This window comes from Peribacillus sp. YIM B13477, from assembly GCF_042787955.1.
Lineage (GTDB): Bacteria > Bacillota > Bacilli > Bacillales > DSM-1321 > Peribacillus > Peribacillus frigoritolerans.
On the sequence record NZ_JBHZPD010000020.1, the window covers coordinates 1 to 25960 of the forward strand.

A 25960-nucleotide genomic window follows, 5' to 3' on the forward strand; every position below is an offset into this window, starting at 1 on the left:
TCATTGTTAACCTCTTCTCTAACATAATAACTTGTCAGTTTTTTAATAAAGCTGCATCCTTAATTATAACCCCTGGAGGCTTTATTGTACTAACCTGCCCCGATAGTTCCATAAGAAAAAGCTGCCTTAAAGACAGCTCCGATCTTCAGCTAACGCACCCGATAGTTTAAGTACATTTCTTCACAATTACAAGAAAGGCTGCCTTTATTTCAGCCCATGGCAGGACCCCTAATAGAGGAATATGTTAATAATTGTAGAAATTACAAAGGGGGGTTGATTTTAAAAAGGAGGATAAAAAGTTGAAAGTAATGGTAGCCTTTTTTAATCGTGTTATGCAGAGATATTTACCCGATCCATTTATATTTGTTATTATTTTAACTTTTGTTGTGTTTGGATTGGGACTTATTTTCACTGATAGCGGGCCTTACCAGATGGCTCAGCATTGGGGAAATGGATTTTGGGGATTGCTTCTTTTTGCTATGCAGATGGTTCTAGTTTTAGTAACTGGACATGTATTAGCTAATAGCAGAATTTTTAAAAGGGGATTAGGTGCTCTTGCATCTATGGCTAAATCTCCAGGTCAGGCAATTATTATTGTAAGTGTCGTTTCTCTCGTAGCAAGCTGGATAAACTGGGGATTCGGACTTGTAATTGGGGCTTTGTTCGCTAAAGAATTAGCAAAAAAAGTAGAAAATGTTGATTATCGCCTTTTAATTGCGAGTGCTTATTCTGGATTTCTCATCTGGCATGGTGGAATATCTGGATCAACTCCATTGACTATTGCTACTCCAGGCCACTTTTCCGAAGATTTAATTGGTATTATCCCAACAAGTGAAACGATATTTTCTAGTTTTAATCTTTTTATTGTTATAGCTTTAATCATAATCGTTCCATTAGTTAATCGATTCATGATGCCTTCAAAGGAACAAACAGTGACTGTAGATCTTGCTCTCCTAGAGGATGATCTACAGGCAGCTACTATTGAAAAAGAGGATTTGACTCCTGCTGAGAGGCTTGAGAATAGCCGGATTATCTCTCTATCAATTGGGATATTAGGGATTGTTTTTCTTTTCTATTATTTTGTACATAACGGTTTTAAACTAAATCTTGATATTGTTAATTTCTTATTCTTATTTTTAGGAATTCTCTTTCATGGTACTCCAAAACACTTTTTAGAGGCTGTTGTTAATGCAGTAAAAGGAGCGAGTGGGATCATCATCCAATTCCCTTTTTATGCGGGGATTATGGGTATGATGACAGCATCAGGTTTAGCTACTGTTATATCTAATGGTTTCGTTTCAATATCTACTGAATTTACATTCCCGTTATTTACGTTTTTAAGTGCAGGATTGGTCAATATTTTCATACCTTCTGGTGGAGGTCAATGGGCGGTTCAAGCTCCTGTCATGCTGGATGCAGCGATAGCACTTGATGTATCCATTCCAAAAACGGCTATGGCGGTTGCCTGGGGAGATGCATGGACTAATCTAATCCAACCATTCTGGGCACTCCCTGCTCTTGCTATTGCTGGTCTAAAGGCAAAAGATATTATGGGTTACTGTGTATTGACTCTTTTTGTAAGTGGTATTGCTATTTCACTAGGACTCTTGTTTTTCTAAAAAGGATTTGTAGAATAGACAGTATTTAGGATGATAATGAATGAAAAATAAAGGATCTATTCAACTAGTTAAATTTGAATAGCTCTTTTATTTTTTGTAGTGTTGTCAGGAAAATGTGGATTTACAACGTTAAGACACGAATAAAACTTTTTTTTATTCCTCTATTAAATATAATGTGAACTTTTTCTATACAAGGATGCATCCACATCGCCATCAAGTTAAAATTTTATGCACCCCCAAAACAAAATTCTGCACTTATTGTAACCTTTATCGTTTCGGGGGTGACCTGTTTTCTTAGCTTGATGGGCATGCGGCAGGACCCCATATAAAGCTGAGGGCGCGTGCTCACAGCGCAGTAACGCCTGCAACTGGGTTTATATATATAGTCTGACAGATAATCAGTTATACTACTTACTTGTTCAAAATATAACTGAACAACCTGTTTTCAAAAAAGCTACTCAGTTGGGTTGTTCAACGCTTATTTTTTCTTACCCACACGATTCAGAATGCTTTTGTTCAAATTATTGCGTAACCTATCATCCCATCTTTTCGCTTGGTCGGTAAGTCCATTAGCGAATGCTATCACGTCTTCACCTGTTACTTCCAATACGTCTTTGCCATCTGCCGCACCAGCTTCAAACAAATCAATGAGATCGTACTGGATTCTCAGCATATCCATGCCACTTCCAGAGGGGAAACCCCACATATAGTTACAGATTTTTTTATAGGCTTCTGGGTAGTCGCCTGGCAAAGCTTCCACACGCGCCATCATTTCTTTGTATTCTTTTTTGTCGTCAAGTATCTTTTTGATGAAATTTACCATCGTATTTAACCTCCTACCTTATTTTTTATTCGTCCATATTTTTACTTGCTCTTTAACTCTACTCTCAATTTCTTTTTTCAAATCTACTTGCCCTCCTAATATACTCACCGATTCTCCATCTAGTTTTGAGAGAGCCATCAATTCGTCGGCAAATGCCGCCACGTCTTCACCGGTAACATCTAGCACATGCTTGCCTTCTGCTGCACTAGCTTCAAACAGTTCATACAAATTGATGATTTCTTCACCAAATCCATATCCGAAATTCCACATGTACTTTTGAATCTTTATGAACACAAAGGCGTAATCTTTCGGTAGGGAATTTACTTTCTTCATAAATGCTTTGTATTCCTTCTTGCTTTCTAAATCGCCAATGATTAGCTCTATAAATTTCTTCATACTATTTCTCCTCCTTTAGGATATTAATTTTTAATGAAACAAAATTCCATTTTCCCCAAAAGTGTTCGAGTTCCTTGTATCCTGCATTATTTAATGAATAAAATTTGCGAGGAGGACCCATTTCAGAACGCTTTTTCTCGATATTCACTAATTCTTTCTTTTCCAGTCGCACCAAAATGGTGTAGACAGTACCCTCAACAACCTCTGTAAAGCCCATTTCATTGAGGCGGCGAGTAATCTCGTAGCCGTAAGTATCTCCCCGGCTGATAATTTCCAGCACACAACCTTCCAACACACCTTTGAGCATTTCTGTTAGATTTTCCATAGCATATACCTCCTAAGCTAATAAGTTGTATAGATATTCAGTATCGCTAAGTACTGGTATATTGTAATGCTATGTAGCGAGGGTGTCAAGTGTGCATTAAAAAAATTATAAATTTAAAAAGATACAAAAGGATTTGCTGTAAATGCGGAGTAAGAAAAGGTATTTGTGAGCATTATCTATTTAACTGAGGGAGTTAATTAAGAAAGTTTTATTTAGTACTTTTGGATCAATCCCGTAACAATTTTTTCTTGGCCAACCATCCTGCATTCTTGCGGTATTTCTTGGGTACATTACTCTTGAATATGAGTATTGATAACGCTATAAAATTATACGGCCGTCATTGGGTGTAAGATGCATCATTTGAAGGGAGAATAAGTATCTGATTACATACTGGATCATTTTATTGGCTATCGCGGTAGGGATTGTTTTTATCGCAGAAAAAATGAAACAACCGTATCCTACATTTCTTGTTATTGTCGGATTGATAATAGGTATCCTACCTATTCCTGGCTTGTCTGAGGTCAAGAGTTATGCTGCAACTGATTCTGTATTCCAAACTACAGTCATTGTAATCTTTTTATCAGCTCTATTAGGAGATGCAGCGCTTAAACTTCCAATTGATGAACTAAATCGGAGTAAGAAACCTATCCTATTATTATCATTTGTTGGAACATTTTTGACGTTTTTAAACGTTTCTTTTCTAATGTACTTTCTACTGAACCTTTCTCTACAACAAGCTCTAATCTTCGGAGCATTGATGGCTGCCACTGATCCTGTTTCAGTCCTTAGTATTTTCAAGGCTATGGACTTGAATAAACGGTTATCCATTATTGTCGAAGGAGAAAGTTTAGCGAATGACGGAGTAGCCGTTGTATTATTTAAAATTGCACTTGTGACCACTGTTTTAAATCTAACAGGCACTTTTGAGGCTTCTATTGAGTTCGTAAAAGTAATCATTGGAGGTATCCTTATCGGTGGAGTATGCGGATTTATTGCTTCCCTTATTACGTCCAAAATCGACAATTATTTGGTGGAAATCGGACTTTCCATGGTTCTCTTTTACGGTGCTTTTGATCTGGGGGAACAATTTCATGTTTCAGGTGTGATCGGAGTCGTGACAGCTGGTTTAATCCTCGGGACATATGGGAAAAATATCGGGATGTCTGACCTGACACATGAGAAAATGGATTCCTTTTGGGAAATTGTTGCCTTCCTCTCGAATGCACTCATTTTCTTATTGGTAGGGTTAGAAGTCAGTAGTATTAACTTTATAGATAAAGGATGGTTAATTGTTGGGAGTATTTTAATCGTACTCTTGGCTCGATTTATTGCCGTATATATCAGTCTTGCTTTTGATAAAAACATCCCTACTTCTTGGAAGCATGTAATTGCCTGGGGAGGATTAAAAGGTTCTCTTTCTATTGCTCTTATATTAAGTGTTACACCGGGGTTTGAAGGTCGAGAATTGCTTTTAGCAATGACATTTAGCAATGTTGTATTTTCTCTATTAGTTCAAGGAACGACACTAAAAAAAGTAGTCGCTTTTGTCGGCGTGAGATAAAAATCCCCCCTATTCGTCGCGAACTCATTATTTTCAAGATGTTTGAGGGAGATTAGGACTTTTAACAGTTACATTCAGTTGCATTTGGAATTACTATGAGGTATTAACCGGATGCTAACCTTTATCCGAAAGGAAATATATTATTGGATAATCAAAATGTGGGGAGTGAGATAGAGATGATGAGACAACAATATGCAGTTGTTGGTTTAGGAAGATTTGGTACTAGTGTAGCTCGAAGATTATATGAGGCTGGACATGAGGTTTTAGGAATTGATGTTAATGAAGAACGAGTAGAAGATGCTAAATTATACGTGACTCATGCAGTCGTGGCGGATACCACAGAAGAGTCAACACTTACAGCAGTCGGAATTCGCAACTTTGATTGTGTAATCGTAGCAATTGGGAGTGATATGCAGTCCAATATTTTAACCGTTTTGCTTCTTAAGGAGCTGGGTGTAAAAAAAGTAATCGCGAAAGCTATAGGTAAGCAACATGGACAGGTTTTAGACAAAGTAGGGGCCGATTGGATTATCTATCCTGAAAGAGATATGGGAGAACGCGTTGCAAATCAGCTTTTATCACCCAATATGTTAAACTACATTGAACTGTCAAAAGAATACAATATAGAGGAAATATTAATCCCTCCAAGAATGGCTGAAAAAAGTCTAAGGGAACTTGATATTCGTGCTAAATATAATATTAGTGCCATTGCCATCGTAAGAGAAGGGGATATCATCATATCCCCGTCTCCAGATCAGATTATTCATAAAGAGGATTTATTAGTAGTTATTGGGGACAAAGAGAATCTAGCTAGATTTTCAAATATAGAATAAAAGTTGACCTGCTAAACACATTAAGATATTGTCAGTGGGCTAAAAGGGTTATATTTTCTTTCCATTTTGATCTTTATTTAACCTATCTCTTTATTTCAAGTTCAAGTGCAAAGGTATAAAGATAGATGGACGATATAATTCCTTAGAAAAAGGAGATAACTATGCTACTTAATAAAAAACACCGAGGGTTTAACTTTATAAAACTTCACCCAGCACACATTCTGTTATTTGGTTTTTCAGGGTTAATATTTATTGGAACGTGTTTATTAATGATACCTGCGGCTACTAGAGACAGGCATCATCTCAGTTTTATTGACGCCCTTTTTGAAGCTACTTCTGCTGTTTGTGTAACGGGATTAGCAGTTGTGGATACTGGTACCACGTTTACATTGTTTGGACAGATTGTTTTGCTCATTCTTATTCAATTGGGTGGCTGGGGGTTTATGACCAGTAGTATACTGATGTTTATTATCTTAGGGAAAAAGATTGGCTTGAAACAAAGGTTATTGCTTCAAGAGTCTTTGAACACGTTTACTGTACAAGGGGTAATCCAACTAGTTCAACGAATTATTATCATTACTTTAATTGTTGAAACCATAGGTGCTGTTGCTCTCGCCATTCGCTGGTCACAGGAAATGAGTTGGGGAAAATCATTTTATTATGGAATATTTCATTCTATCTCGGCTTTTAACAACGCAGGATTCGGCTTAGAACCTGATAGCTTGAGTAAGTGGGTAGGGGACCCAACTATAAATCTTACTATTACTTTGTTGTTTATGCTTGGGGGTATCGGATTTTTTGTAATCACAGATATATATGGACAGAAAAATTCAAAAATAAAAAGGTTATCTCTACACACCAAAATTACGTTATTATTTACCTTACTGATAAATGTGGTAAGTACCTTTATCATTTTCGGCTTAGAATTCAATAATTCTGCTACATTAGGAACGTTAGATATGGTGGATAAATGGTGGGCTGCTTACTTTCAAGGTGTTGTCCCCCGTACGGCTGGCTTCAATACAGTCGATATAAGCCAACTTACATTAAGTTCTCAAGTATATATGATGGGATTAATGTTTATAGGGGCAGCTTCAGGATCAACAGGGGGCGGAATAAAAGTAACAACATTTGCTTTGTTACTTTTTGCTCTATGGTCAGTCATAACCAATAAGGAAGATATAAGTGTTTTTGAACGAAGAATTCCAAAATCTCAGGTTTTTAGAGCTTTATCAATTGCTGTTTCAGGGGTAATATTTATTTTTATAATCTTCTTTTTACTCACGATAACAGAAAAAGGGGCTGACATGTCCAAGATATTATTTGAAACGGTCTCTGCTTTTGGTACAGTTGGATTAAGTGCTGGTTTTACTGGGGAACTGAGCCCTATCGGTCGTATTTTGGTTACAATTATGATGTTGGTGGGTAGGATTGGACCTCTGACAATGGCGTTTGCAATTGCTATTCATTCAAATGATAAATCAAAAATTCGTTATGCAGAAGAAAAAATCTTAATTGGATAAATGTTAATCAAAAGAGCATATAATTATGCTCTCTTTTTTGTAACTTCTTCCACTAACCTGCCCTTTAGTTGCATAAAGAAAGAGCTGCCATAAAGACAGCTCCAATCTTCAGCTAACGCACCCGTTAGTTGAAGAACATTGCTTATGTATTGTGTATTATCTTTGTACTAAAGAAAAAAACAGCTTATTTAATGTCTCTAAGATTTATAGTCCACTATGTCTCCCTCGTCATAAGCTTCTTTAAATAATGGTGGCGTTTTCGCTTCAGACTGATTTTGTGATGAGGAACGAATACCATTCTCAGCTAAGATATCTAAAATTTTTTGAATATCTTCTTTGGTTGCGGGTGCTTTGTTTGGCTTTAGGCTAGTCGCTATTTTACCATTGGACTCTAATATCGCCAATTCAACATCTTCGACATTTCCTATATTTTTTTGGCGAAGTGCACTTTGTATCTCATCTGTCGTTAATCTGGCTTTTTTTAGCTCTTCTAACTTCACCTTTCCATCTTTAATTAGTATTGATGGTACTCCATTAATAAACTTTCTGGATTTTGGAAACCATATTTGTATTTTTGCTAATAATACAATTCCTATAATGAGCAAAGTTCCAGCATATACTGCTTGCCATTCCTCTTTCAATGCTAAAGGTTGGATTAGTACAGCACCAATCGAAATCCTTAACACAGCTTCCGAAACAGTTGTTTCTGCAAGTGATCTCTTTCCTGCGATACGCAGAAGAATAATTGCAGTACAAAAAATTAATAATGCCTTTAATACATAAGGTAAGGTAGATATGTCTTCTAAAAAATCCATCATTTTTCTCATTCCTTAAACATTTTTTGTTAGTATCAGTTGACTCTATACCAAATATGTAGATAGTTTTTGGAAACTAGGTAATAACAAAAATTCAGGTGTTTTTTAGAATGTAAAATAAAGGCTAAATAACTAATTCTCCACTTCAACTAAACTGCCCCGTTAGTTGAACAAGTAAAAATATACACTAGAGTCATTTAATGCTTTCATAACACAAAACCACAATTACGCAATAATACAATAACACAATAACGCAATTTAAAAAGTGTAAATAAAAAAAGACACTTTCCCAAACTTAGAAAATGTCCTTTGATATTTAACGGCTATAAGGTTTTAATTAAAAAGGTAAATTATCCTTTATTATAGGGTGTACTTTTCTTACTAAATCTGTAATGTCATTTTCTCCGTTGTAAACAACACTAACAATTTGAAAGTCGTTTGGATAGCGAATCGTAGTAAGAAAGAGATGTTTCAATATCATCCCTCGTCACTTCAAAACCCCTGACAAGGCTTACCTCTTTTAAATACTTTGTAAGTTCTTGCTCAAAATTTTTGCTTGGTGCTGCCGATGCTAATTGCGGAAATAAGCTAATTAACAACGTAAATGAAACTAAAATGGTCCACAGTTTTTTCATACTTTTCTCCTATTCATAACGTTTCATATGTTTCTAGAAAATTATAATGTAATAATAATTTAACAATGAGGTTATTTTTTCCAATAGGGCGAAATGGCTATTTTACTTACTTTGCTAACAAACTTTTTAACCGCATATACTCATCTGTTTACGGTAATAAAGACGTATTTCTTCCTATTAATATTTCGATTACAAAATGAAGGGATTAAAACACCCGTACGCTACATGTTCATAATATAAGTCTGTGATGTCTTTTGTAAATATTGTACCTTCACCCTAATGGCTACATCCATTCTAAATATAAAAAAACGCAAATCCTTACGCTTCAAAGGTTTGCATTTTGATTAATTTCATTCATCCAGATAGCGTTAATCTATTGAAATGTTTAATTCTCTTATATATGATTTTAAGTATCTTAGGGGTAATCAGAGCATTGTAAGACATAATTGGTGAAGAAGCACCGACAGCTAAAGGAAGACCTAGAAAGATATATCGAGTTAATAGTGAATTGGAGACTAAAACGGAATGGACCGATTAAAAGTGGAGGGCACTAAATCCTAAGCGTGGAATTCTCTTTCTCACCTTTCAAATTAGATTAGGAGCAGAATGCTCCTTTTTTTGTTCAAAGGGTAATTCGGAAGGTTTTGTGTGTTGTATTTTTCACAGCTTTTTTTACGAAATCTTGGAGAAAAACCTAACATTAACAAAACGCCATTTAAGGCGTTTCAGACGTAGACAAACTCGATAAAATCGAATTTGTCTACAGTTTTTTAACGGTTTGTACAATTTGAACGTAGCCCCTCCAAGTGTCAGATGGTGTCCTTCACTTCTATGAAATTTCTTTTGGAAAGTAATCCTTCAGATTAACATCTATGGTGCCCTACTGGGTTTGGTATGTAAAAACAACTTAGTTACAACACTTAATCTAAATTCGATTTTCTTTTTAAGTTGATTTTATTATCCATTGTTAATTGGAATTGCATTACTGTCCTTTGTTTAGGATATTGAAAATAAAGTCATGTTCGCAACATTTGTCCAAAACAAGAAAAAGAGCAATGTTGTTTCTTTACAGACTCATGGATAATCACTAGACCTATTGGCTGTTTCTTATTTACGCGTATGCTTACTACCATAATAGACTAACTGTTTTCCTTCCTGTTCTTCCATTTTAAATCCACGCCAACCTTTTGCGATAATTTCTTGCTGGGATGCTGTATCGTTCATCTCAATGATCTGGATTTCCTGCCAAGGAGATGCGTCCGCTACAGACAAGTCCTTGACAAATATATAACGCAATTGCCCGCCGTATTTCTCTTTTAATGCCGCAATTTCCATTCCTTGGGCAAACTTATCCTTTAAACTTGGGACGTTAAAAGGCGCAACTGTACAGCATACATATCGGTAAGGCGACTCCTGCTTGTTCAACTCCTTCATGATCAACGTTGCAAGTTTCTGTTGCAGTTTGTTTCCCCTGTATGCAGGCAGTACGTTTGAAATTTCCTGATAAATAACTTCCGACAGCTCGTTTTCTATCAATCCGAAATCTCTCCCTAGATGTTCCTCATCAATAGGAGGAGCCAGCAACGCCCGGAAAGCAATGAGTTCCTCACAAACGAATGCTCCAATCATGAGCCCATTTCCTTCTAGAATATATTGAAACTCTTCCTTAGTAAGCGGTTGAAGTACACCTTTATCGGTCAAATGGTGAACGACCTGTTCTTGAACTTGCAAAATATCGGTTAAATCCTCCGACACTAACTTTCTGACCTCATAACGTTTATGATTTTTATCCTTTTTGATGGTCCCCTCATAAATCAATTCCAAAGTTGCTCCCCCTTTTATTGGATGACATCCTGAAAAACTTTTAAATCAGCTAACGTTTCTTCATTTATCGCTACACCTAATCCTGGTTTTTCGGTCAATCTAATATATGGTACATCATAAGAAAGATCCCCTACATCCCTGGAGAATTTCAATGGACCAGTGAGTTCTACGCTTGTGATCACTTTTTTGGAAAATGCGACATGGAAGCCTGCTGCAGAACCAATAGATGATTCTACCATTGAGCCAATCTGACATTCTAACCCAGCAAGCTCTGCTTGGTGTGCTAGCTTTATTGCCGGATATATACCACCGCATTTCATCAGTTTAATATTCACTTTATCGGCTGCTCGTTTCTGGATAATTTCACGCATTTCCCGTGTGCCCTTTAATCCCTCATCAATCATCAGCGGAATCGTAGACTTCGATTTAATTTCAACCATCCCATCGATGTCATCGGCAGCAATCGGTTGTTCAAGCCAATCAAGCTGGCATTCACGCAATTGATCAATCGCTACAAGAGTTACCGCACTGTTCCGCCATCCTTGATTAACATCTGCACGTATAGCGATATTATCACCTACACGGGCACGGACAGCTTGAATGCGTTCCACATCCTCACTGACATTGGTACCAACCTTCATTTTAAATGACTGATAGCCCTTCTCGACCATAGCTGCTGCTTCTTCCGCCATTTTTTCAGGAGCGGCTATACTTAAGACATGGGTAATTGGGAACTCATCATGATAACGTCCCCCGATTAACTGGTAGACTGGCTGCCCCAGCTTCTTACCCATGATATCAAAGCAAGCAATGTCAATGGCCGCCTTAGCTGTAGGGGCTCCATAAATCGCTTTGTCCATCAAATCATGAAGACTTTCGATTTCAAATGGATTCTTGCCTAACAGTATGGGTCCCAACGTATTTTTCAACACCTGGTAGGTCCCTTCCAAGGTCTCACCTGTCACATGTTCGTCTGCCACACCTTCCCCGTACCCAATAAACCCTTCATCCGTCTCTATTTTGACAAGGATTGATGGCATAAATTCGTAAGTATGGTAACTAACCACAAATGGCTCTTTAAGAGGCAGATGGATTGCATAAAGATGGATCGCTGAAATTTTCATTTTAAAACTCCCTTTCGATTCACAAGATTGTACGAGTTTGATATAGTTGTCGTTAATAAACCGTTATTTAAGAATACATTAGCTGTTTCACTTGGAGGTTAACAATGAATACAAGAATTGCTGTCATTGGTTCCACTGAATTTATCGAAAGAATTGAATCCATCACATCCGAGATTGCTGAAATTGATTTCGACGCCTATTTATATCAGAAACCTACCGAGGCCGGCATGCTTATAAAGACACTTAAGCCGTGTGATGCTGTGTTGTTCTCAGGAGCGTTGCCGTACTACTTTTCAAAAAAATATCATGAGCACCTTCCGATTCCTGCTTTTTATTTAGCACAAGATGAAATGTCGGTCGCTTCTTCCTTACTATCCGTGCTTTATCATCAAAAAATCTCTCCTCATCGAATTTCCGTCGATGTTAGCAACGCCTCGATCGTAACGAACGTATTAACTGACCTCGAAATCGAGACGGATTCAAGCTATATAATGGATTACCAGGAGATGCTGAATGACTCATTTGATATTTCACGGATCACTTCTTACCATCATGAACTTTGGAAGGATGGTTTCATTGATCTTGCACTAACAAGCATACATTCTGTATTTGATCAACTGCAACTTATTGGAGTACCTGCCATGCGCATGGTTGATCCCCGAAGCTCAATCTTAAAAGCACTGCAGGATATTAAAGCCCATACAGATCTATTTAAAAGCAGATCTTCACAGATTGCCGTTTGCTATGTCATATCGGAAGAAGCGAACGCTCATGAACTGGTAGATGATTTGGCACATGAAATACAAGCCTCCGTCCAGCTTCTAGAAGACTGCCATTTCATCCTGTACAGCACTCGTGGTGATATCGAATCGTTGATAAAGAAAAACGGCCTGAATCATTTTTTTGCCAAATTCAAGAAGAAGAGTAAGATTGGTTTCGGATATGGTTCAACCATTATGGATGCAGATCGACATGCAAAGATCGCCCTCGGTTTTGCTGAAAAACATAATGAGTACAAATGCGGATACATTCTCACGGAAGACAAAGAGTTGCTTGGACCGTTTCCACAGCAAACCAAACAGCAACGTTTGAAAAACGATCATCCCGAACTTCTTCAGGTTGCCAAACAGACAAAATTGAGCCCTGCAAACATATCTAAAATCATCCAGTTCAGTCATTCCCGCCAATCCGTCCAATTCACAGCTGCTGAACTAGAGGATTATTTACAGGTGACCCGTCGTACCACAGAAAGAATTTTAAAAAAGCTATCCGATCATGGGCATGTTATCATCGTCGGCGAAGAAATGACCTATTCGAAGGGACGCCCCAGAGCCGTTTATGAACTTAATTTGCCAGTATACTAGATTTAAAGTAAAGAAAGGTTCTCTTGGAAGGAACCTTTCTTCGCTAAGGGTCTTTTGCTTTATTGCAGGTCATATTTAAAATTTGGCAAGTTTTTTATTTTATATAGGTAAAGTTGCTTCCTCTTTCTTGATATTCTCAATTTCAGCTTCTGTCAATTTCGTAATGGTAAAGCCAGTCATCGCATAAATGATAGAAATAACTGGGATGATAAAATTCAGAATCGCATATGGTGCATAATCGAATGCATGCACACCAAGTGTTGCCAGAATAAACACTCCGCAAGTATTCCAAGGAACAAATACTGAAGTCAGTGTTCCGCCATCCTCAAGTGCACGGGATAGGTTCTTCGAGTGAAGTCCTTTATCACGATAAGCTTTTACATACATACGTGAAGGAATGACGATGGAAATATATTGTTCTGAGCATGTAACATTCGTCGCAAAGCATGATAAAACTGTTGACGCAACGACGCTTCTTGATGTTTTTGCAAATTTTAATATTTGCTTTACTATCGCTTGAAGCATGCCTGTGTTTTCAAGGATTCCACCAAATGTCATCGCAACAATCGTCATGGACACGGTGTACATCATTGAATCCAATCCACCGCCGTTAAACAGCTTGTCGACCATTTTATTGCCCGTATCAATCACGAAGCCACTTTGCAAAGCTGCTATTGCATCAGCCATGTTGCCTCCTTGAATGAAAATTTGTGATAAGAAGCCGAGCAACACCCCTATAATCAACGCTGGAATGGCTGGAACCTTTTTAGCAACTAGAATAATGACGATTAACGGTATGATTAATAGGAACGGAGAAATGACAAAGCTATCCTGCAAAACACGCATCGTTTGTTCAATATTCTCAGCATTCATATCTCCTTTACCAAAATCCTTCCCAAGAATGGCGTATATAACCAAGGCAATGATAAAGCCTGGAATCGTCGTGTAAAGCATATGGCGAATATGCACGAATAAATCTGTCCCTGTCAGTCCGGATGCAAGATTGGTCGTGTCTGAAAGCGGTGACATTTTGTCACCAAAATATGAGCCTGAAATAATGGCCCCCGCAATCATTGGCGCTGGTATTCCCATACTTAGACCAATCCCCATCCCAGCAACACCGATTGTCCCCATAGTTGACCAAGAACTGCCGATTGCCAATGATACCACTGCACAAATAACGGAGATGCTAACAAGAAAAAATGAAGGAGTGAGGATTTTAAGACCATAATATATCATGGTGGCAACAATTCCTCCGCCCATCCAAGCCCCGATTGTCATCCCTACCAGAATAATGATGACGACTGCTGGCAGAGCGAGACGTATTCCCTTGTACATAGACTCTTCAATTTCATTCCACTTATATCCAGAACGCCAAGCAACAATAGCAGCAGCTGATGTTCCTACAATAAGTGGAATATGCGGACCCTGTTCCAGCCAGACAACCGTAATTGCCATCATTACAATCATGACGATGAGCGGTATCATTGCAACACCGAATGACATTTCTTTTTTCATTTTCATAAAGCATCCCCTTTGTTATTAATTTTCATGACTCTATTATTTTGATGACTATTTAAAAACGAATAATATGTCGCTAAATAGCCGTTAATAGAATTATCATAATATTTCTACGAATAACCGTCAATTAATATTTTGAAAGTTAGCTATCTTTAACAAACCATTAGAAATCTCCTACAGTTATGAAAAAAACTACAGTGACAACTGTAAGTTCAAGACTTTAAACACAAAAAATTAGTCTTCGTTAGGCTTTTATTTAACCTGATTCACACTTGCCTAAAAGAAAAAACACCAAATGGCAACCACCCATCTCAACTAACCATCTAAATAGGATGTCATTCCCTTATTCAGTACTTTTTTTGCCATGCCAAATAACCCTCCAAAACTCTTTTGGAAGGATTTTTCTCTGTATCACAAAACCGTTATTTGGCTAAATCCCGGAACGACTTTTCTCATTTTTTAAAAGCGTATATATCCCCTGAAGGAGATTCTTAATACTGGCAAAGAGCAACTCTTTGGCAGACGTTCCTTGTAATATTTCTTTTCATGGATTAAATTAATCGATTCAAAGATAATCAGGGCCGATTTTTTTCTACTATCCCGGGAATGGATTGGATCACTTATATTTCTTCTACGATTACAACTAAAAGGATAACTAAAAAGTTTCTTCACCCGTTTTCTTTTCCTTAAAATAAATTGATGATTATTCTACCTTAACTTTAATTTTATCAGTGGCATTATACCCATAACCTTTTTTATTCCAAAAAGGTAAATTAGGTTGAATTTAACCAAATGAATCTGTTGCTCTGGATTTAATCGTATACTCACCTTTTTCTAAAATAGTCCATTCAAATGACCAACTAACCCATCCATACCCAATATTCTTACTAGGTAATATATCAGCTTTTCTCCATGTATAGCCACCATCAATACTAATTTCCACCTTTGTAATTACTCCTTTTCCTGTCCATGCAATCCCTCTTATTAAATGCTTACCAGTATTTACAAATTCCATATCCAGCGGTTTTTGGATAGTCGAATTGATATTTATTGTAGTGACTGGATATGCATCCAGATCATTGTCTTTATTTGGATAATACACGTAATCAATTGTTTGAAAAGGCCCATTGAATTTAGAATTAATAACACTTATCTGCTTTATCCACTTAACAGATGCCATTGCATACCACTGCGGAACTATTAACCTCAGTGGATAACCATGTTTAAAAGGAATTGGCCGATTATTATACTCATATGCAATAATGGTATCCGGATGCAGTGCTTTCTCGATAGGCAAACTCCTAGTGTAGGTGTAAACCTCATCTAGATCGGTCCTATTTCCATAATCATAACCCTCCACGACAACTTCTTTAGCCCCTTCACCCAGTCCAGATAGTTCAAGTAAGGTCCTTAATGGCACGCCTTTCCACCTACCTTGGCTAATGGCTCCCTTTCCCCATTGTTCTCCAAATATTTTAGGTTCGAATAGATTACGCTTGTCTCCTGAGCATTCATACAGAGTTTTTTATCTTTTGTATCCACTCATAAGCTGATATAGCAGCAGTCCATTCCGGTTCTTTTCTAAAGTCAGTTGTTATTACTGAACAACTACCAGATTGTAAGAACTTAGCACCGTTCGCAAACACTTGAACCTCAATCTGAATTTCCATTTGTATACTCCTAACTCTCTGTGCCTTTTCCTTCCTGAATTTAAAAAGGGCTTTTTTTAATCCTCAACGATCACACTAATAATTTCATTAAACTTAATTTTCTCGTAGGAACTATCTTTCTTCTGAATACTTAACTCTTTCGTGATAGGATCAATATACACACAGTATCCATGCAGTTCAATTGGATTTCCCTCGTTATGCAATCTAAAGCTTATCGGTAAATGATATTCCATCGCATAATGAATGTTGTTTTCAAATTCTTCAACCTGGTATTCATCAAGGACAGGTTTTTTATTTAAGAAATAATCGTCCGTATTCTTTTTTTTAGTTAATGCTTTATGTTCTGGTAATATCAATGCTGCTTGCCATTTAATGATTCCTCTATCACGAATTGTACCCATTATAAAGATCCCACCTTTTCATTTATCATATACGAACTAACGTTCTTATTGAAGGTAGAAAAAAATATTCATCCACCTTGTCATTGGAAAATTGGTCTTCCTTTTATAAATGTTATGGGTTTTACTAATTTTAAGGATATAATTACCTTAAATACAGAGTGAGGACGGGAATTTCAGATGAAGATATCAGAAGTGTTTACAGCAGGTGGAGTACCTAATATTACGTATAATTCAAGGGAAAACTTAGAATTAGAAGATAACTTAACAATGGATTTGGATTTACAGGGTAAAATTATTTCTATAACTGGTCCTACGAAAATTGGTAAAACAACACTTTGTAAAAAGGTTATATCAATGGATAATCTTATTTTAATATCCGGTGGTGCTATAAAATCGGGAGAAATATTATGGTCTAGTATTATCGATAAAATGGTTATTCCAAATGGTTGGAGTAAAGATAAAGGAAATGAAAAAGAAAAAAAAGAAACTACTAGTTTTAAAGCTATGATTGAAGCTGGTTTCTCTGGATTATTTAAAGGTAGGGTAGAAGGGGCAGATACAGAATCAGAATCCGAAAAAAATACTACAAAGGAATCCGAAAACTTTACTCCTAACCCAATGAATGCTGCAATCGAATCGTTATTAAAAACCGGTAAAATTTTATTGATTGATGATTTTCATTATTGTAACCCCGAAGTACAAACTGATATTATAAGAGCATTAAAAGAGCCTGTTGGATCAGGCCTGAAAGTTATATTATGTTCTGTTCCACATAGAGGCGTTGATTCAATTAAAGTTGAAAAGGAAATGGAAGGAAGGGTAATTCAATTAAGTATTGATCCATGGGAGAGAGACGAACTATATGAAATTTCTAAAAAAGGATTTGATGCGTTAAATATAGAATGCCCTGATTCTGTTATTCAAAATTTCATTAGCGAAAGTTATAAAAGTCCTCATTTAATGCAAGATTTTTGTTATTGGTTTTGCAGAACAAATAAAATTAGAGAAAAGCAGCTAATTAAACAACAATTACCTGAAGACGTTGATTTTGAAGAGTTTTATCTAAAGCTTGTGAAAAATCATGCTTCTAAAGATCTTTACGATAAACTTGTCGCAGGACCTCCAAGAGAAAGAAAACTGAGGGAATTCCAGAACGGCAGTGAGGGTGACGTCTACTATGCTGTTATGACAGCATTATCTTACTTAACTCATGAAACTGAGATAACTGTTGATATGGTCAGAGAACAGTTAAAGGAAATATTAGTTTCATCTTCAATGCCAAACAAAACACAAGTCAAACAAGTTCTCCAAAAAATGTCAGAATTAGCAAAAGACCATACGAATAGGGAACCTGCATTAGATATTCAAGGGGATCGAGTTTATATAGTCGATCCATTCTTTTCATTTTATTTAAAATGGAGTGAAAAATAATTGGATCAAAAAGAACCAGTATCATTATCGATACTGGTTTTTCTTTTGCATTTAAATTAGTTTTTGTTCTCTTTTATTTCAATTTGACCTTACATATTATGCCGAATAACACAATACTACAATAACTGTACGAAGACACAAAGATAAGTACATTGGGGACATGAATTTGAGTACATAGAGTTAATAATCCAAAACCGCACCAATTCAATCTCTAAACTGTTTTGAGATACAAAATCGAGTACATTATAAACAATACAGTCATACAAATTTACTGTAAACACAAAGGGGAAGGCAATAACTATACCCTCCCCTTTTTCGAACAACATATATTTTTAATCTTCTTGATTACTTTATAAAAAGATTGATTATTTTTGTGATCCTTAATGAACTAACGCACCCGTTAGTTCCATAAGAAAAGCGAACCTTATTAAATAATCGCTCCCGATTTCTCTAAATATAATTGCATTAAAAATTATGAGTATATAATGTTTCTTTTTATTCCCCTTACACAATTACAAATGACTTCCTCCGGTTACGTCCATATTATGCCCCGTAATGAAACTTCCTTTTTCACTTGCTAGAAACGAAACGGCATTTGCAATTTCTTCGGGTTGACCCTCTCTTTTTAAAGCACTCATATTTTTTGCATTTTCTTGGCCTTCTTCAGTATGTAGCCAGTTAGCAGTTGAATCCGTGTCAATGATTCCGGGCATCACTGAATTAACCGTAATTCCTTTGGCTCCTAATTCTTTGGCAAGTGTAAATGTCATTGTATTAATGGCACCTTTTGTCATGCTGTATACCATCATATGGGGAAATGCAATCCGTGTCACACCGGATGATAGGTTAATTATTCTACCACTGAACTCTAAAAATTCGATTAATGATTGCGTAATAAAATATGGAGCTTTAACATTCGCATTAAATAGTCGATCGAACTCATTATAGTCCACTTCACCAAATGCATTTGACGTAGCATGTCCTGCATTATGAACGATTGTATGCAATGATACATCATTCTCTTCAATTAACATTTTTCTAGTTTTCTCTATAAATGCTTCAATTCCTTCACTGGAATTAAAATCACCTTGAATTAATTTCACTTGTCTGCCAATTAACTCAATTTCTTTTTTAAGCTTATTAGCTTTTTCAGTGTTTTGATTGTAGTGCAACAATATATTAAATCCATCAGTTGCAAGTTGGATTGCGACTGACTTACCTATTCCTCTAGATGCTCCCGTTACCAAAGCATATTTATTTTTCTGCATGTGCACTCCCTCCTTTTAAAGAGAGTGTAAAGGTTAACCTAGGGGTAAGGTCAATTATTTAGAAGGAAAAATAAATATCGAAAGACGCTTTGATGAATATAGATAATCGTCAGGGTTTAATATTCGTTCATAAATATAGGGTTCAGACAATTCAAATTGGTTATTTTCCATTATTTCTTTAATCTTTAGCGCTGACTCTTCTTGATAAGGATTTACTTCGTAATAAAACTGCGTCGTATCAAAACCAAAATAGCTTGTGTTAACGAAGTAATTTAATTGATTTTCTACTTGTAGAGCGATGCTAACAGGATATATTTGATCATCAATCAGTTTATATTTAATAATCTTATCTTTCACAATCACTTTCAGCCCTTTAATCATTTCATCTGAATTATTCAGCGCCACACATATATTTTTGTTTGGTTCTATATTGTATTCATATACAGTCACTGGTTCTATATACTCTTTTTTAACCTCATTATTTGATTTAGTAATCATATTACTTAGGATTTCTAATTGATTTATTGCTTGATTGGCAGCTTTTACTTTATTCATTTCCAAGTGAAGCTTTTCATCTATTAAATTATTTATCTCTTCATTTGACAATTTTTCATTAATGATTTCACGAATTTCATTCAATGTAAATCCAGCTTGTTTTAATAAATTTATTCGTTTAGCAGCTAGTAGCTGATTTTGATCATAATATCGATAATCATTATCTGGATGAATAAATATAGGGTTCAAAATATTATGTTTATCATAAATATACAAAGCTTTCCGTGATAAGCCAGTTAACTTGCTAAACTCTTTTATCCGAAGCAAATTATTATTCACTAATGAATCACACCTACTATCCATTCAATTTAAATTTTTCTTAGACAATTACTGGATTACCGCTAAACCATTCATTATTCGACGCGACTTTTTTCAATACAGTTCATCTTTGTTTTAAAGCAACAAATACTTAGCTTGTTGCTGTTAATAAAGCTGATAACAATAACGCAATTACACCTTTCGTATAAGTTCGATTTTCAGAAATATTCGCTTTAATCTCCATTTATATTCCTCTATTTCCTATGTCTATATTAGATAAATTATTCTAATTTTAAAATAGATATCCAATTATCCTTAGAGTGTTGTTTAACAATCTGGCCCAATTGTTGAACAAAGATCAAACAGCACTCTTCAACTATCCTGCCCCGATAGTTGCATAAGAAAAGGAGCTGCTGATCAGCTCCTAAAAATGAAGTAAAGCACCCATTAGCTTAACAAGATATGTATAAGTTTTTATCTGTTCACTCACTCGAATACAGGGCGCATAAAGCTTCTCTCATAACTTAAAATACATTTAGTTTCTTCTGCAAATTTATAAGCTTCCTGACACTCTGCATCTAATGCCATTTTTACTCGGTACTCTTCATATGCTGCTAAACTTGGGAAAGTAAATAAGGCATAAGCAATGTTATTAGCGCCCTCATGTGGAAGAAAATAACCTTGATGTGTACCGCCTAATTTATTAACTAATCGAATCCATATCTTACCGTATTCCTCGAATTCCTTTACTTTATAAGGGTCAATAACATATTTCAGATAGCATGTAACCATTTTAATCCTCCTAAAAATCTAAAAAAGTAATGATTCTCTAAACGAAGCATATCCCTATTTTTAATCACAACGTTTTTCTAAATGAATAGCACCATTTATCATAATCTAATTTCTCTTCATAAAAACGGTGAGCATTGTTTCGCTGAATTCCAGATTCTAATGCCACATATGCAGCTCCATTTTCTTTTGCCCAGTTATGTATATAACTTAATAGTTTCTCTCCAAGCAGTATCTGTTACCAGATCATAAATAAAAACGTGACGTTTATTATAAAAGTTAACTCTCCAACTTAAACCAGCTAAGGATACAATCCTATTATCCTTATATAAAGCATACAAAGAATACCCATCTTTCCTCATTTCTTCAAGTAACTCCAGGTATGTCTTTTGAGTTAACTCTGTACGTAACTGATTCATAATTGGAAAGGCTTCTAACCATTGTTCTTTATCTGTTAATTCTTGTATTGTTTCTACCGTAGAATTCACATTAACACTCCTAAAAAGTTTTATTAATATTAAATTCAATTTTGAACACCGTAATTCCTTCTTCAACTAACCTGCCCCTTTAGTTCCATAAGAAAAAGAGCTGCCAAAGCAACTCCCTTATTGAAGTAAGGCACCTGTTAGGATATTATTTCCTGTCATCGAGCTCTTCCATATCACTCATTATTTTTTTGTTCTTACTAAAATGAATAGCTATATATAAAAGTAAACCAAAACACCCACCAATTAGTACCTTAAAACCTGAACCAACAGCTGCCCATTCCAAGGCGTAGAAAATTATCACACCGAGAAGAACATATGAAAAAACTGTATTAATCAATATCATTCAGCCTTCTTCCTTAATTGACGTACTATATAAATTCTATTTCAAATGCATTATTCCTTGTTGAACTAACCTGCCCCGTTAGTTCCATAAGAAAGAAGCTGCTGATCAACTCCTGGTAATGAAGTAAAGCACCCGTTGTGATTAGTGCCGTAAAATTTATTTATTTATTTATTTCACCGTTTTTTGTTTTTATTTGTTTAAAAAAAAACACCTACACCTACTATGAATAATACCAATCCAAATCCAAAGGTGAAATTTGTTATGCCCCAAATGTATGTGGGCGTTAAATCAAGAATAGCTTGCATTTGATGTATGTCACCATTATAAGCTAAAAAAATAAGTACCTTTTCTAAACCACTTAATCCCATTAAATTTATCCCTGAAAATAAAAGTGCCACACCAAATAGTTTCATAGTCCCCCTCCCTATACATTTAAATTTAACACTTTCCCAATTTATTTATTGGATTAACCTGCCCCGATAGTTAATTAAGGGTTCTTTTTTTACAATCAAAAGTCCACCATTTGGCGGCCATCCAAAACTAAAAACAGTTAAAAGGCTCTAAAAAGAACGGAATTTGCCCAGTATGCCACTAGAATAATAATAATTGTAGTAACAATAACAAGCATTTTTTTACTGTGATTTCCAACTTCTTTCTTTTCCCTTATTTCCTCTCTGTATTTCATTTGTACCTTTTTCTTTTTATCATCTAAATTCATAGCAAGTAAACCCCTTATGAAAATAATTTAAGTTTATTTTACCATAAAAACCCTATTCCTTCTTCAACTAACCTGCCCCTATAGTTGCATAAGAAAAGGAGCTGTTGATCAGCTCCTGATGAAGTAAAGCACCCTTATGCTGAACAAGTTTACTTTAAACCTTTAGGAAAACAGTTTATATAAAACATATCCAACAATTAAAACAATAATTAATATTCCTGTTCCTTTCCAACCTAAACCACCAGCTAAATCTGCTAAATTTCCATTTTCAGCTCGATCAATTCCATCTCTTAATGCAACGTTCGGGTTCTTTTTAAGTTCTTCTTGGCTTAACCTCTCTCTTTTTTCTTCTGGAGTTTCTTGTCGAGTATTCAAGTCAAACACCCCCTATGATTACCGTATTCTCTAATTTCTTGGTAATACCTTCTTCCATAAAACTTCCTCTTTAGTTGCATAAAGAAAAAGCTGCCTTAAAGACAGCTCTGATCTTAAGCTAACGCACCCGTTAGTTCAACAAGGTTAATTTTTAATTCCGTTCGTGTTACGTTTTAAAATTTGAAAATAAGTTATTACAGCAGTTACAATGCTCAATACCCCACTCACTAACCAAATATAGAAAAAAATTTGACCACCAAATGTGGGAGAATTAAAAATAAAATAACTAAGTAAGAATAATACTCCACCCAAAAAGGACAAGTAATAAGCAAAACGTTTATGCTGTGGCTTTAAGAAATGGTATCCAATAAGAATTGATAAATATAAACTGCTTATTACCATAATGACAGGAAAAGTGGGTTGAAATTTAACTGCGTATACCAAGTAGTCAAGTTGTGATATAGAGCTATTACTATTTACCTCGCCGTATAAAAATTGAGAAAACGGTGTTGAGTACTTCCATTCCCAAGGATTATCTACGATTGCACTCCCTTCATAGAAAGCAGCAACAGTAGAAATTAAAAGTAAAATAGAGGCTATACCAAACTGAAACAAAAACCTAAACATATTAAACACCCTCGAATGTATTATTTTAAAATTACTCTTCACACCTAATTTAACATTGTTTTCAATTATTAACATTAAAAACCTTTTATCTTATTCAATTAACCTACCCTTTAGTCCCATATGAAAAAGGCTGCCTCAGCAACCTTCCTTATTGAAGTAAAGCACCTGTTAGTTTAAGTACAATGCTTCACAAATTGATATCTATCCTTGGAATTTAATACAACAAAAAGGTTCTAGAACCAATGACTTTTTTAGTTTAATTTACCTTTTAAATCCACCTTCTGAATGAATAATCTGACCTGTAATCCAATCTGCTTCATCGCTCACTAGAAATTTAATAGTTTTTGCAACATCTCTTGGTTTTCCTATTCTACCGAAAGGAAACATCGGTTTTAATTCATTTTTTATTTCCTCTGTCATCCACCCTGTATCAGTTGGACCTGGATTTAATGCATTAACCGTTATTCCTAAAGGGGCTAGTTCAGCCGACAATGTAATAGTTAGAGCATCAACTGCTCCTTTTGTTGTTGCATATGCTAATTCGCCAGGCATTGGTCCTCGAAACTGACCTGAAGTAATATTGACTATTCTTCCACCTGATTTCTTATCAAACCTTTGAGCAAATTTACTACTTAATAGTGTCGTTGCACGAACATTTACCATGTAATGTTTATCTAATTCTTCGGCAGTTAAATTAGAAAAATCGTTGTTAGTTGAGTATGCTGCGTTATTAATCAAGATATCAGGATAACCAAGTTGTTCAGAAACTTTATTTATAAGTTGTTCAGGTGCATCATATGAAGTTAAATCTAACTCCATACATGATACCTTAACACCTTTTTTTATTAATTCTTCTTTTAATTTCATGGGCTCATCTAATTCAATACTCCAAGGCATTTTTTTATCATAATCTGTCCAATAAGTAAAAAATATATGGTAACCCGTTTCAGCTAACTCCTTACAAATAGCAGCTCCAATCCCTTTCAGACGGCTTACTCCCGTAATAATTGCAATTTTCCCTTTTAATTGGTCCATTATGATATTCCTCCATTACAAAAGTAAGTTTAAGTCTTAATACTTCACTAACCTGCCCCGTTAATAAAGAAAAAGCTGCCTTAAAGACAGCTCCATCTTAAACTATCGCACCCTTAGCTTAACAAGATATGTATAAGTTTTTATCTGTTCACTCACTCGAATACAGGGCGCATAAAGCTTCTCTCATAACTTAAAATACATTTAGTTTCTTCTGCTAATTTATAAGCTTCCTGACACTCTGCATCTAATGCCATTTTTACTCGGTACTCTTCATATGCTGCTAAACTTGGGAAAGTGAATAAGGCATAAGCAATGTTATTAGCGCCCTCATGTGGAAGAAAATAACCTTGATGTGTACCGCCCAATTTATTAACTAATCGGATCCATATCTTACCGTATTCCTCGAATTCCTTTACTTTATAAGGGTCAATAACATATTTCAGATAGCATGTAACCATTTTAATCCTCCTGAAAATCTATTTTTTTCCATCATAACATGCAATTGAACTAACCTTCCCCTTTAGTGCCATAAGTAAAAGAGCTGCTGATCAGCTCTTAGCATTGAAGTAAAGCATACGTTGGTTCAACAAGATTTTTTTATTTATGTTCTTTAATTGGCATAAAATTAGAAGGGGTTAATTCTTCAGATTCAATTACAATTGCAGTTAGTCCAGTGGCAGTTGCTGTTTCGTGTCCTTCACCCTTTTCCCAAAAGACCACATCGTTAGCTTTTATATTTACTTTTAATTCATCATCACCACGAACCCATCCTTCCCCATCTACAACAATGAGCAATTGTGGGATAACAGCTTGATGGAAACCTACAATTCCGTTAGCTTCTAAATGCATACAACCAATTTGTGTAGGTTTTTCTGTTTTTACAATTCGAGACATAATGAAATTTGAATTAAAATGAGAAACGTTTTTTCCTACTTCTTTGTCAAATCTATAAAATTCCAAAAAGATTCCCCCCTCTTTTTACATTCACTTTTTAAATACTACGTACTTAATCAATAGTCCTGTTTAAAATTTATTCTTTCACTAATCTGCCCCGTTAGTTCCATAAGAAAAAGCTGCCTTAGAGACAGCTCTGATCTTCAGCTAACGCATCGTTCATTAGGGATAAAACCTCATCCTCCTGTTAAAATCTCTATAAAAATAATGGTAAAAACAAAAGCTATCAAAGAAAGTAAAACTCTATTAAATAAATGAATAGGCATTAGACGTTCCTTTAGCTTAAAGTATCCATTTAACACGACGATTAGTATAGCAAAATGAATAATCATTGCTATTAAATCAGTGTAAGTAAAGGGCTTGCTTATGTAACTATCTGAGTAAAACCCTGTTAGGATTATTACAGTAAAAAGAATAAATTGGATTCCAAAATATTTAATAAGATTCAATCTGCATAAGCTCCTTCTCAATTTCACATTGTGTTTCACCATTATTGTAGCTGTAAGAAATAACTTTGGGAAACAGTACATATCGAGAAAACTTCTTCAACTAACCTGCCCCTTTAGTTCCATAAGAAAAGAGCTGCCTTAAAGACAGCTCTGATCTTTAGCTAACGCACCCGTTCGTATTATAAGGTCATCCAGAAAATATTTCTGGTTGACCATTTTTTATATCGATATATGAT

General features: G+C 35.5%; 29 protein-coding genes. 6 read left to right on the forward strand and 23 right to left on the reverse strand.

Translation table 11 applies throughout. The features are described 5' to 3' along the window. Positions 1-308 precede the first annotated feature (308 nt). Complete coding sequence (locus ACFX4H_RS26230) at positions 309-1619, forward strand: short-chain fatty acid transporter (protein ID WP_377436567.1); 1311 nt, start codon at positions 309-311, stop codon at positions 1617-1619. A 478-nt stretch (positions 1620-2097) separates the two neighbouring features. Here ACFX4H_RS26230 and ACFX4H_RS26235 read toward each other — a convergent pair whose 3' ends face one another. Genes ACFX4H_RS26235 through ACFX4H_RS26245 form a run of 3 tightly spaced genes read right to left on the reverse strand, consistent with a single transcriptional unit; the run spans position 2098 to position 3163 of the window. After that, entirely contained in the window at positions 2098-2442 is a 345-nt protein-coding gene (locus ACFX4H_RS26235; RefSeq protein ID WP_249599323.1) for a DUF1048 domain-containing protein, read from the reverse strand. Positions 2443-2460: 18 nt separating this feature from the next. Continuing rightward, positions 2461-2838 (reverse strand): DUF1048 domain-containing protein, encoded by a 378-nt coding sequence (locus ACFX4H_RS26240; RefSeq protein ID WP_249599322.1) that lies wholly within the window; start codon positions 2836-2838, stop codon positions 2461-2463. 1 nt (position 2839) lies between these two features. Beyond that, positions 2840-3163: a PadR family transcriptional regulator gene (locus tag ACFX4H_RS26245; RefSeq protein WP_377436548.1), complete on the reverse strand. Its 324-nt coding sequence runs from the start codon at positions 3161-3163 to the stop codon at positions 2840-2842. Between the two features lie 403 nt (positions 3164-3566). On the opposite strand from ACFX4H_RS26245, the gene ACFX4H_RS26250 reads away from it, so the two are divergent. The 3 genes from ACFX4H_RS26250 to ACFX4H_RS26260 all read left to right on the forward strand — a co-directional run bounded on the left by ACFX4H_RS26250 (position 3567) and on the right by ACFX4H_RS26260 (position 7080). Beyond that, complete coding sequence (locus ACFX4H_RS26250; protein WP_283783758.1) at positions 3567-4724, forward strand: cation:proton antiporter; 1158 nt, start codon at positions 3567-3569, stop codon at positions 4722-4724. A gap of 176 nt (positions 4725-4900) precedes the next feature. Next, positions 4901-5557: a potassium channel family protein gene (locus ACFX4H_RS26255; RefSeq protein ID WP_377436570.1), complete on the forward strand. Its 657-nt coding sequence runs from the start codon at positions 4901-4903 to the stop codon at positions 5555-5557. A gap of 161 nt (positions 5558-5718) precedes the next feature. Next, positions 5719-7080, forward strand: a complete 1362-nt coding sequence (locus tag ACFX4H_RS26260; RefSeq protein ID WP_377436551.1) for a TrkH family potassium uptake protein — start codon at positions 5719-5721, stop codon at positions 7078-7080. A 197-nt stretch (positions 7081-7277) separates the two neighbouring features. On the opposite strand, the gene ACFX4H_RS26265 is transcribed toward ACFX4H_RS26260, so the two are convergent. The 4 genes from ACFX4H_RS26265 to ACFX4H_RS26280 form a co-directional block, all read right to left on the reverse strand. Beyond that, on the reverse strand, positions 7278-7898 hold the full coding sequence (locus ACFX4H_RS26265; protein ID WP_241637999.1) for a DUF421 domain-containing protein: 621 nt from the start codon (positions 7896-7898) through the stop codon (positions 7278-7280). Positions 7899-8314: 416 nt separating this feature from the next. Then, positions 8315-8530 (reverse strand): hypothetical protein, encoded by a 216-nt coding sequence (locus tag ACFX4H_RS26270; RefSeq protein WP_241637998.1) that lies wholly within the window; start codon positions 8528-8530, stop codon positions 8315-8317. A gap of 1107 nt (positions 8531-9637) precedes the next feature. Then, the gene (locus ACFX4H_RS26275; protein WP_241637996.1) at positions 9638-10354 is read right to left on the reverse strand and encodes a GNAT family N-acetyltransferase; all 717 of its coding nucleotides are present in this window, start codon (positions 10352-10354) and stop codon (positions 9638-9640) included. Positions 10355-10368: 14 nt separating this feature from the next. Beyond that, the gene (locus ACFX4H_RS26280) at positions 10369-11478 is read right to left on the reverse strand and encodes a mandelate racemase/muconate lactonizing enzyme family protein (RefSeq protein WP_377436554.1); all 1110 of its coding nucleotides are present in this window, start codon (positions 11476-11478) and stop codon (positions 10369-10371) included. 104 nt (positions 11479-11582) lie between these two features. Here ACFX4H_RS26280 and ACFX4H_RS26285 point away from each other — a divergent pair, with 104 nt between their 5' ends. Beyond that, the gene (locus tag ACFX4H_RS26285; protein ID WP_241637994.1) at positions 11583-12842 is read left to right on the forward strand and encodes a transcriptional regulator; all 1260 of its coding nucleotides are present in this window, start codon (positions 11583-11585) and stop codon (positions 12840-12842) included. 99 nt (positions 12843-12941) lie between these two features. On the opposite strand, the gene nhaC is transcribed toward ACFX4H_RS26285, so the two are convergent. The 4 genes from nhaC to ACFX4H_RS26305 all read right to left on the reverse strand — a co-directional run bounded on the left by nhaC (position 12942) and on the right by ACFX4H_RS26305 (position 16434). Then, on the reverse strand, positions 12942-14360 hold the full coding sequence (nhaC, locus tag ACFX4H_RS26290; RefSeq protein ID WP_241638001.1) for a Na+/H+ antiporter NhaC: 1419 nt from the start codon (positions 14358-14360) through the stop codon (positions 12942-12944). A 787-nt stretch (positions 14361-15147) separates the two neighbouring features. Further along, positions 15148-15882 (reverse strand): molybdopterin-dependent oxidoreductase, encoded by a 735-nt coding sequence (locus tag ACFX4H_RS26295; RefSeq protein ID WP_377436572.1) that lies wholly within the window; start codon positions 15880-15882, stop codon positions 15148-15150. Further along, complete coding sequence (locus ACFX4H_RS26300) at positions 15875-16033, reverse strand: hypothetical protein (RefSeq protein ID WP_241637993.1); 159 nt, start codon at positions 16031-16033, stop codon at positions 15875-15877. The genes ACFX4H_RS26295 and ACFX4H_RS26300 overlap by 8 nt, the downstream gene beginning before the upstream one ends. 56 nt (positions 16034-16089) lie before the next feature. Further along, positions 16090-16434, reverse strand: coding sequence for a YolD-like family protein (locus tag ACFX4H_RS26305; RefSeq protein ID WP_377436557.1), 345 nt, complete (start codon positions 16432-16434; stop codon positions 16090-16092). Between the two features lie 177 nt (positions 16435-16611). Between ACFX4H_RS26305 and ACFX4H_RS26310 the strand changes: the two genes are divergently transcribed. After that, positions 16612-17865 (forward strand): hypothetical protein, encoded by a 1254-nt coding sequence (locus ACFX4H_RS26310; protein ID WP_241637990.1) that lies wholly within the window; start codon positions 16612-16614, stop codon positions 17863-17865. 512 nt (positions 17866-18377) lie between these two features. Here the strand turns inward: ACFX4H_RS26310 and ACFX4H_RS26315 are convergent. The 12 genes from ACFX4H_RS26315 to ACFX4H_RS26370 all read right to left on the reverse strand — a co-directional run bounded on the left by ACFX4H_RS26315 (position 18378) and on the right by ACFX4H_RS26370 (position 25281). After that, positions 18378-19133 carry an SDR family NAD(P)-dependent oxidoreductase gene (locus tag ACFX4H_RS26315; RefSeq protein WP_241637989.1) on the reverse strand — a complete coding sequence of 252 codons (756 nt, stop codon included), beginning with the start codon at positions 19131-19133 and terminating at the stop codon, positions 18378-18380. Between the two features lie 54 nt (positions 19134-19187). Beyond that, positions 19188-19967 (reverse strand): MerR family transcriptional regulator, encoded by a 780-nt coding sequence (locus ACFX4H_RS26320; protein ID WP_241637988.1) that lies wholly within the window; start codon positions 19965-19967, stop codon positions 19188-19190. Between the two features lie 465 nt (positions 19968-20432). Continuing rightward, positions 20433-20738 carry an NIPSNAP family protein gene (locus ACFX4H_RS26325; RefSeq protein WP_054399227.1) on the reverse strand — a complete coding sequence of 102 codons (306 nt, stop codon included), beginning with the start codon at positions 20736-20738 and terminating at the stop codon, positions 20433-20435. A 194-nt stretch (positions 20739-20932) separates the two neighbouring features. Next, positions 20933-21223: a hypothetical protein gene (locus ACFX4H_RS26330; protein ID WP_377436561.1), complete on the reverse strand. Its 291-nt coding sequence runs from the start codon at positions 21221-21223 to the stop codon at positions 20933-20935. A gap of 145 nt (positions 21224-21368) precedes the next feature. Beyond that, a complete protein-coding gene (locus ACFX4H_RS26335; RefSeq protein WP_241637987.1) occupies positions 21369-21566 on the reverse strand; it encodes a hypothetical protein in 198 nt (65 codons plus the stop codon). 197 nt (positions 21567-21763) lie between these two features. Beyond that, positions 21764-21979: a hypothetical protein gene (locus ACFX4H_RS26340; RefSeq protein WP_377436563.1), complete on the reverse strand. Its 216-nt coding sequence runs from the start codon at positions 21977-21979 to the stop codon at positions 21764-21766. Positions 21980-22116: 137 nt separating this feature from the next. Further along, positions 22117-22284 (reverse strand): hypothetical protein, encoded by a 168-nt coding sequence (locus ACFX4H_RS26345; protein WP_241637985.1) that lies wholly within the window; start codon positions 22282-22284, stop codon positions 22117-22119. A 162-nt stretch (positions 22285-22446) separates the two neighbouring features. After that, positions 22447-22659: a DUF6366 family protein gene (locus ACFX4H_RS26350; protein ID WP_241637984.1), complete on the reverse strand. Its 213-nt coding sequence runs from the start codon at positions 22657-22659 to the stop codon at positions 22447-22449. Positions 22660-22803: 144 nt separating this feature from the next. Beyond that, on the reverse strand, positions 22804-23361 hold the full coding sequence (locus tag ACFX4H_RS26355; protein ID WP_241637983.1) for a YjdJ family protein: 558 nt from the start codon (positions 23359-23361) through the stop codon (positions 22804-22806). A 186-nt stretch (positions 23362-23547) separates the two neighbouring features. Further along, positions 23548-24321: an SDR family oxidoreductase gene (locus ACFX4H_RS26360; RefSeq protein WP_202194326.1), complete on the reverse strand. Its 774-nt coding sequence runs from the start codon at positions 24319-24321 to the stop codon at positions 23548-23550. Positions 24322-24473: 152 nt separating this feature from the next. After that, positions 24474-24779 (reverse strand): NIPSNAP family protein, encoded by a 306-nt coding sequence (locus tag ACFX4H_RS26365; protein WP_241637982.1) that lies wholly within the window; start codon positions 24777-24779, stop codon positions 24474-24476. 139 nt (positions 24780-24918) lie between these two features. Next, complete coding sequence (locus ACFX4H_RS26370; RefSeq protein WP_241638044.1) at positions 24919-25281, reverse strand: cupin domain-containing protein; 363 nt, start codon at positions 25279-25281, stop codon at positions 24919-24921. Positions 25282-25960: the final 679 nt, after the last annotated feature.

What these genes read in the sequence shown, in the direction of transcription:
- ACFX4H_RS26355 (WP_241637983.1), bottom strand. Translation starts at nt 23,361, where the DNA reads ATGTTAATAATTGAAAACAATGTTAAATTAGGTGTGAAGAGTAATTTT.
- ACFX4H_RS26280 (WP_377436554.1), bottom strand. Translation starts at nt 11,478, where the DNA reads ATGAAAATTTCAGCGATCCATCTTTATGCAATCCATCTGCCTCTTAAA.
- ACFX4H_RS26365 (WP_241637982.1), bottom strand. Translation starts at nt 24,779, where the DNA reads ATGGTTACATGCTATCTGAAATATGTTATTGACCCTTATAAAGTAAAG.
- ACFX4H_RS26265 (WP_241637999.1), bottom strand. Translation starts at nt 7,898, where the DNA reads ATGATGGATTTTTTAGAAGACATATCTACCTTACCTTATGTATTAAAG.
- ACFX4H_RS26310 (WP_241637990.1), top strand. Translation starts at nt 16,612, where the DNA reads ATGAAGATATCAGAAGTGTTTACAGCAGGTGGAGTACCTAATATTACG.
- ACFX4H_RS26300 (WP_241637993.1), bottom strand. Translation starts at nt 16,033, where the DNA reads ATGGAAATTCAGATTGAGGTTCAAGTGTTTGCGAACGGTGCTAAGTTC.
- ACFX4H_RS26360 (WP_202194326.1), bottom strand. Translation starts at nt 24,321, where the DNA reads ATGGACCAATTAAAAGGGAAAATTGCAATTATTACGGGAGTAAGCCGT.
- ACFX4H_RS26240 (WP_249599322.1), bottom strand. Translation starts at nt 2,838, where the DNA reads ATGAAGAAATTTATAGAGCTAATCATTGGCGATTTAGAAAGCAAGAAG.
- ACFX4H_RS26285 (WP_241637994.1), top strand. Translation starts at nt 11,583, where the DNA reads ATGAATACAAGAATTGCTGTCATTGGTTCCACTGAATTTATCGAAAGA.
- nhaC (WP_241638001.1), bottom strand. Translation starts at nt 14,360, where the DNA reads ATGAAAAAAGAAATGTCATTCGGTGTTGCAATGATACCGCTCATCGTC.
- ACFX4H_RS26315 (WP_241637989.1), bottom strand. Translation starts at nt 19,133, where the DNA reads ATGCAGAAAAATAAATATGCTTTGGTAACGGGAGCATCTAGAGGAATA.
- ACFX4H_RS26335 (WP_241637987.1), bottom strand. Translation starts at nt 21,566, where the DNA reads ATGATATTGATTAATACAGTTTTTTCATATGTTCTTCTCGGTGTGATA.
- ACFX4H_RS26255 (WP_377436570.1), top strand. Translation starts at nt 4,901, where the DNA reads ATGATGAGACAACAATATGCAGTTGTTGGTTTAGGAAGATTTGGTACT.
- ACFX4H_RS26325 (WP_054399227.1), bottom strand. Translation starts at nt 20,738, where the DNA reads ATGGTTACATGCTATCTGAAATATGTTATTGACCCTTATAAAGTAAAG.
- ACFX4H_RS26340 (WP_377436563.1), bottom strand. Translation starts at nt 21,979, where the DNA reads ATGAAACTATTTGGTGTGGCACTTTTATTTTCAGGGATAAATTTAATG.
- ACFX4H_RS26260 (WP_377436551.1), top strand. Translation starts at nt 5,719, where the DNA reads ATGCTACTTAATAAAAAACACCGAGGGTTTAACTTTATAAAACTTCAC.
- ACFX4H_RS26345 (WP_241637985.1), bottom strand. Translation starts at nt 22,284, where the DNA reads ATGAATTTAGATGATAAAAAGAAAAAGGTACAAATGAAATACAGAGAG.
- ACFX4H_RS26230 (WP_377436567.1), top strand. Translation starts at nt 309, where the DNA reads ATGGTAGCCTTTTTTAATCGTGTTATGCAGAGATATTTACCCGATCCA.
- ACFX4H_RS26235 (WP_249599323.1), bottom strand. Translation starts at nt 2,442, where the DNA reads ATGGTAAATTTCATCAAAAAGATACTTGACGACAAAAAAGAATACAAA.
- ACFX4H_RS26305 (WP_377436557.1), bottom strand. Translation starts at nt 16,434, where the DNA reads ATGGGTACAATTCGTGATAGAGGAATCATTAAATGGCAAGCAGCATTG.
- ACFX4H_RS26270 (WP_241637998.1), bottom strand. Translation starts at nt 8,530, where the DNA reads ATGAAAAAACTGTGGACCATTTTAGTTTCATTTACGTTGTTAATTAGC.
- ACFX4H_RS26245 (WP_377436548.1), bottom strand. Translation starts at nt 3,163, where the DNA reads ATGGAAAATCTAACAGAAATGCTCAAAGGTGTGTTGGAAGGTTGTGTG.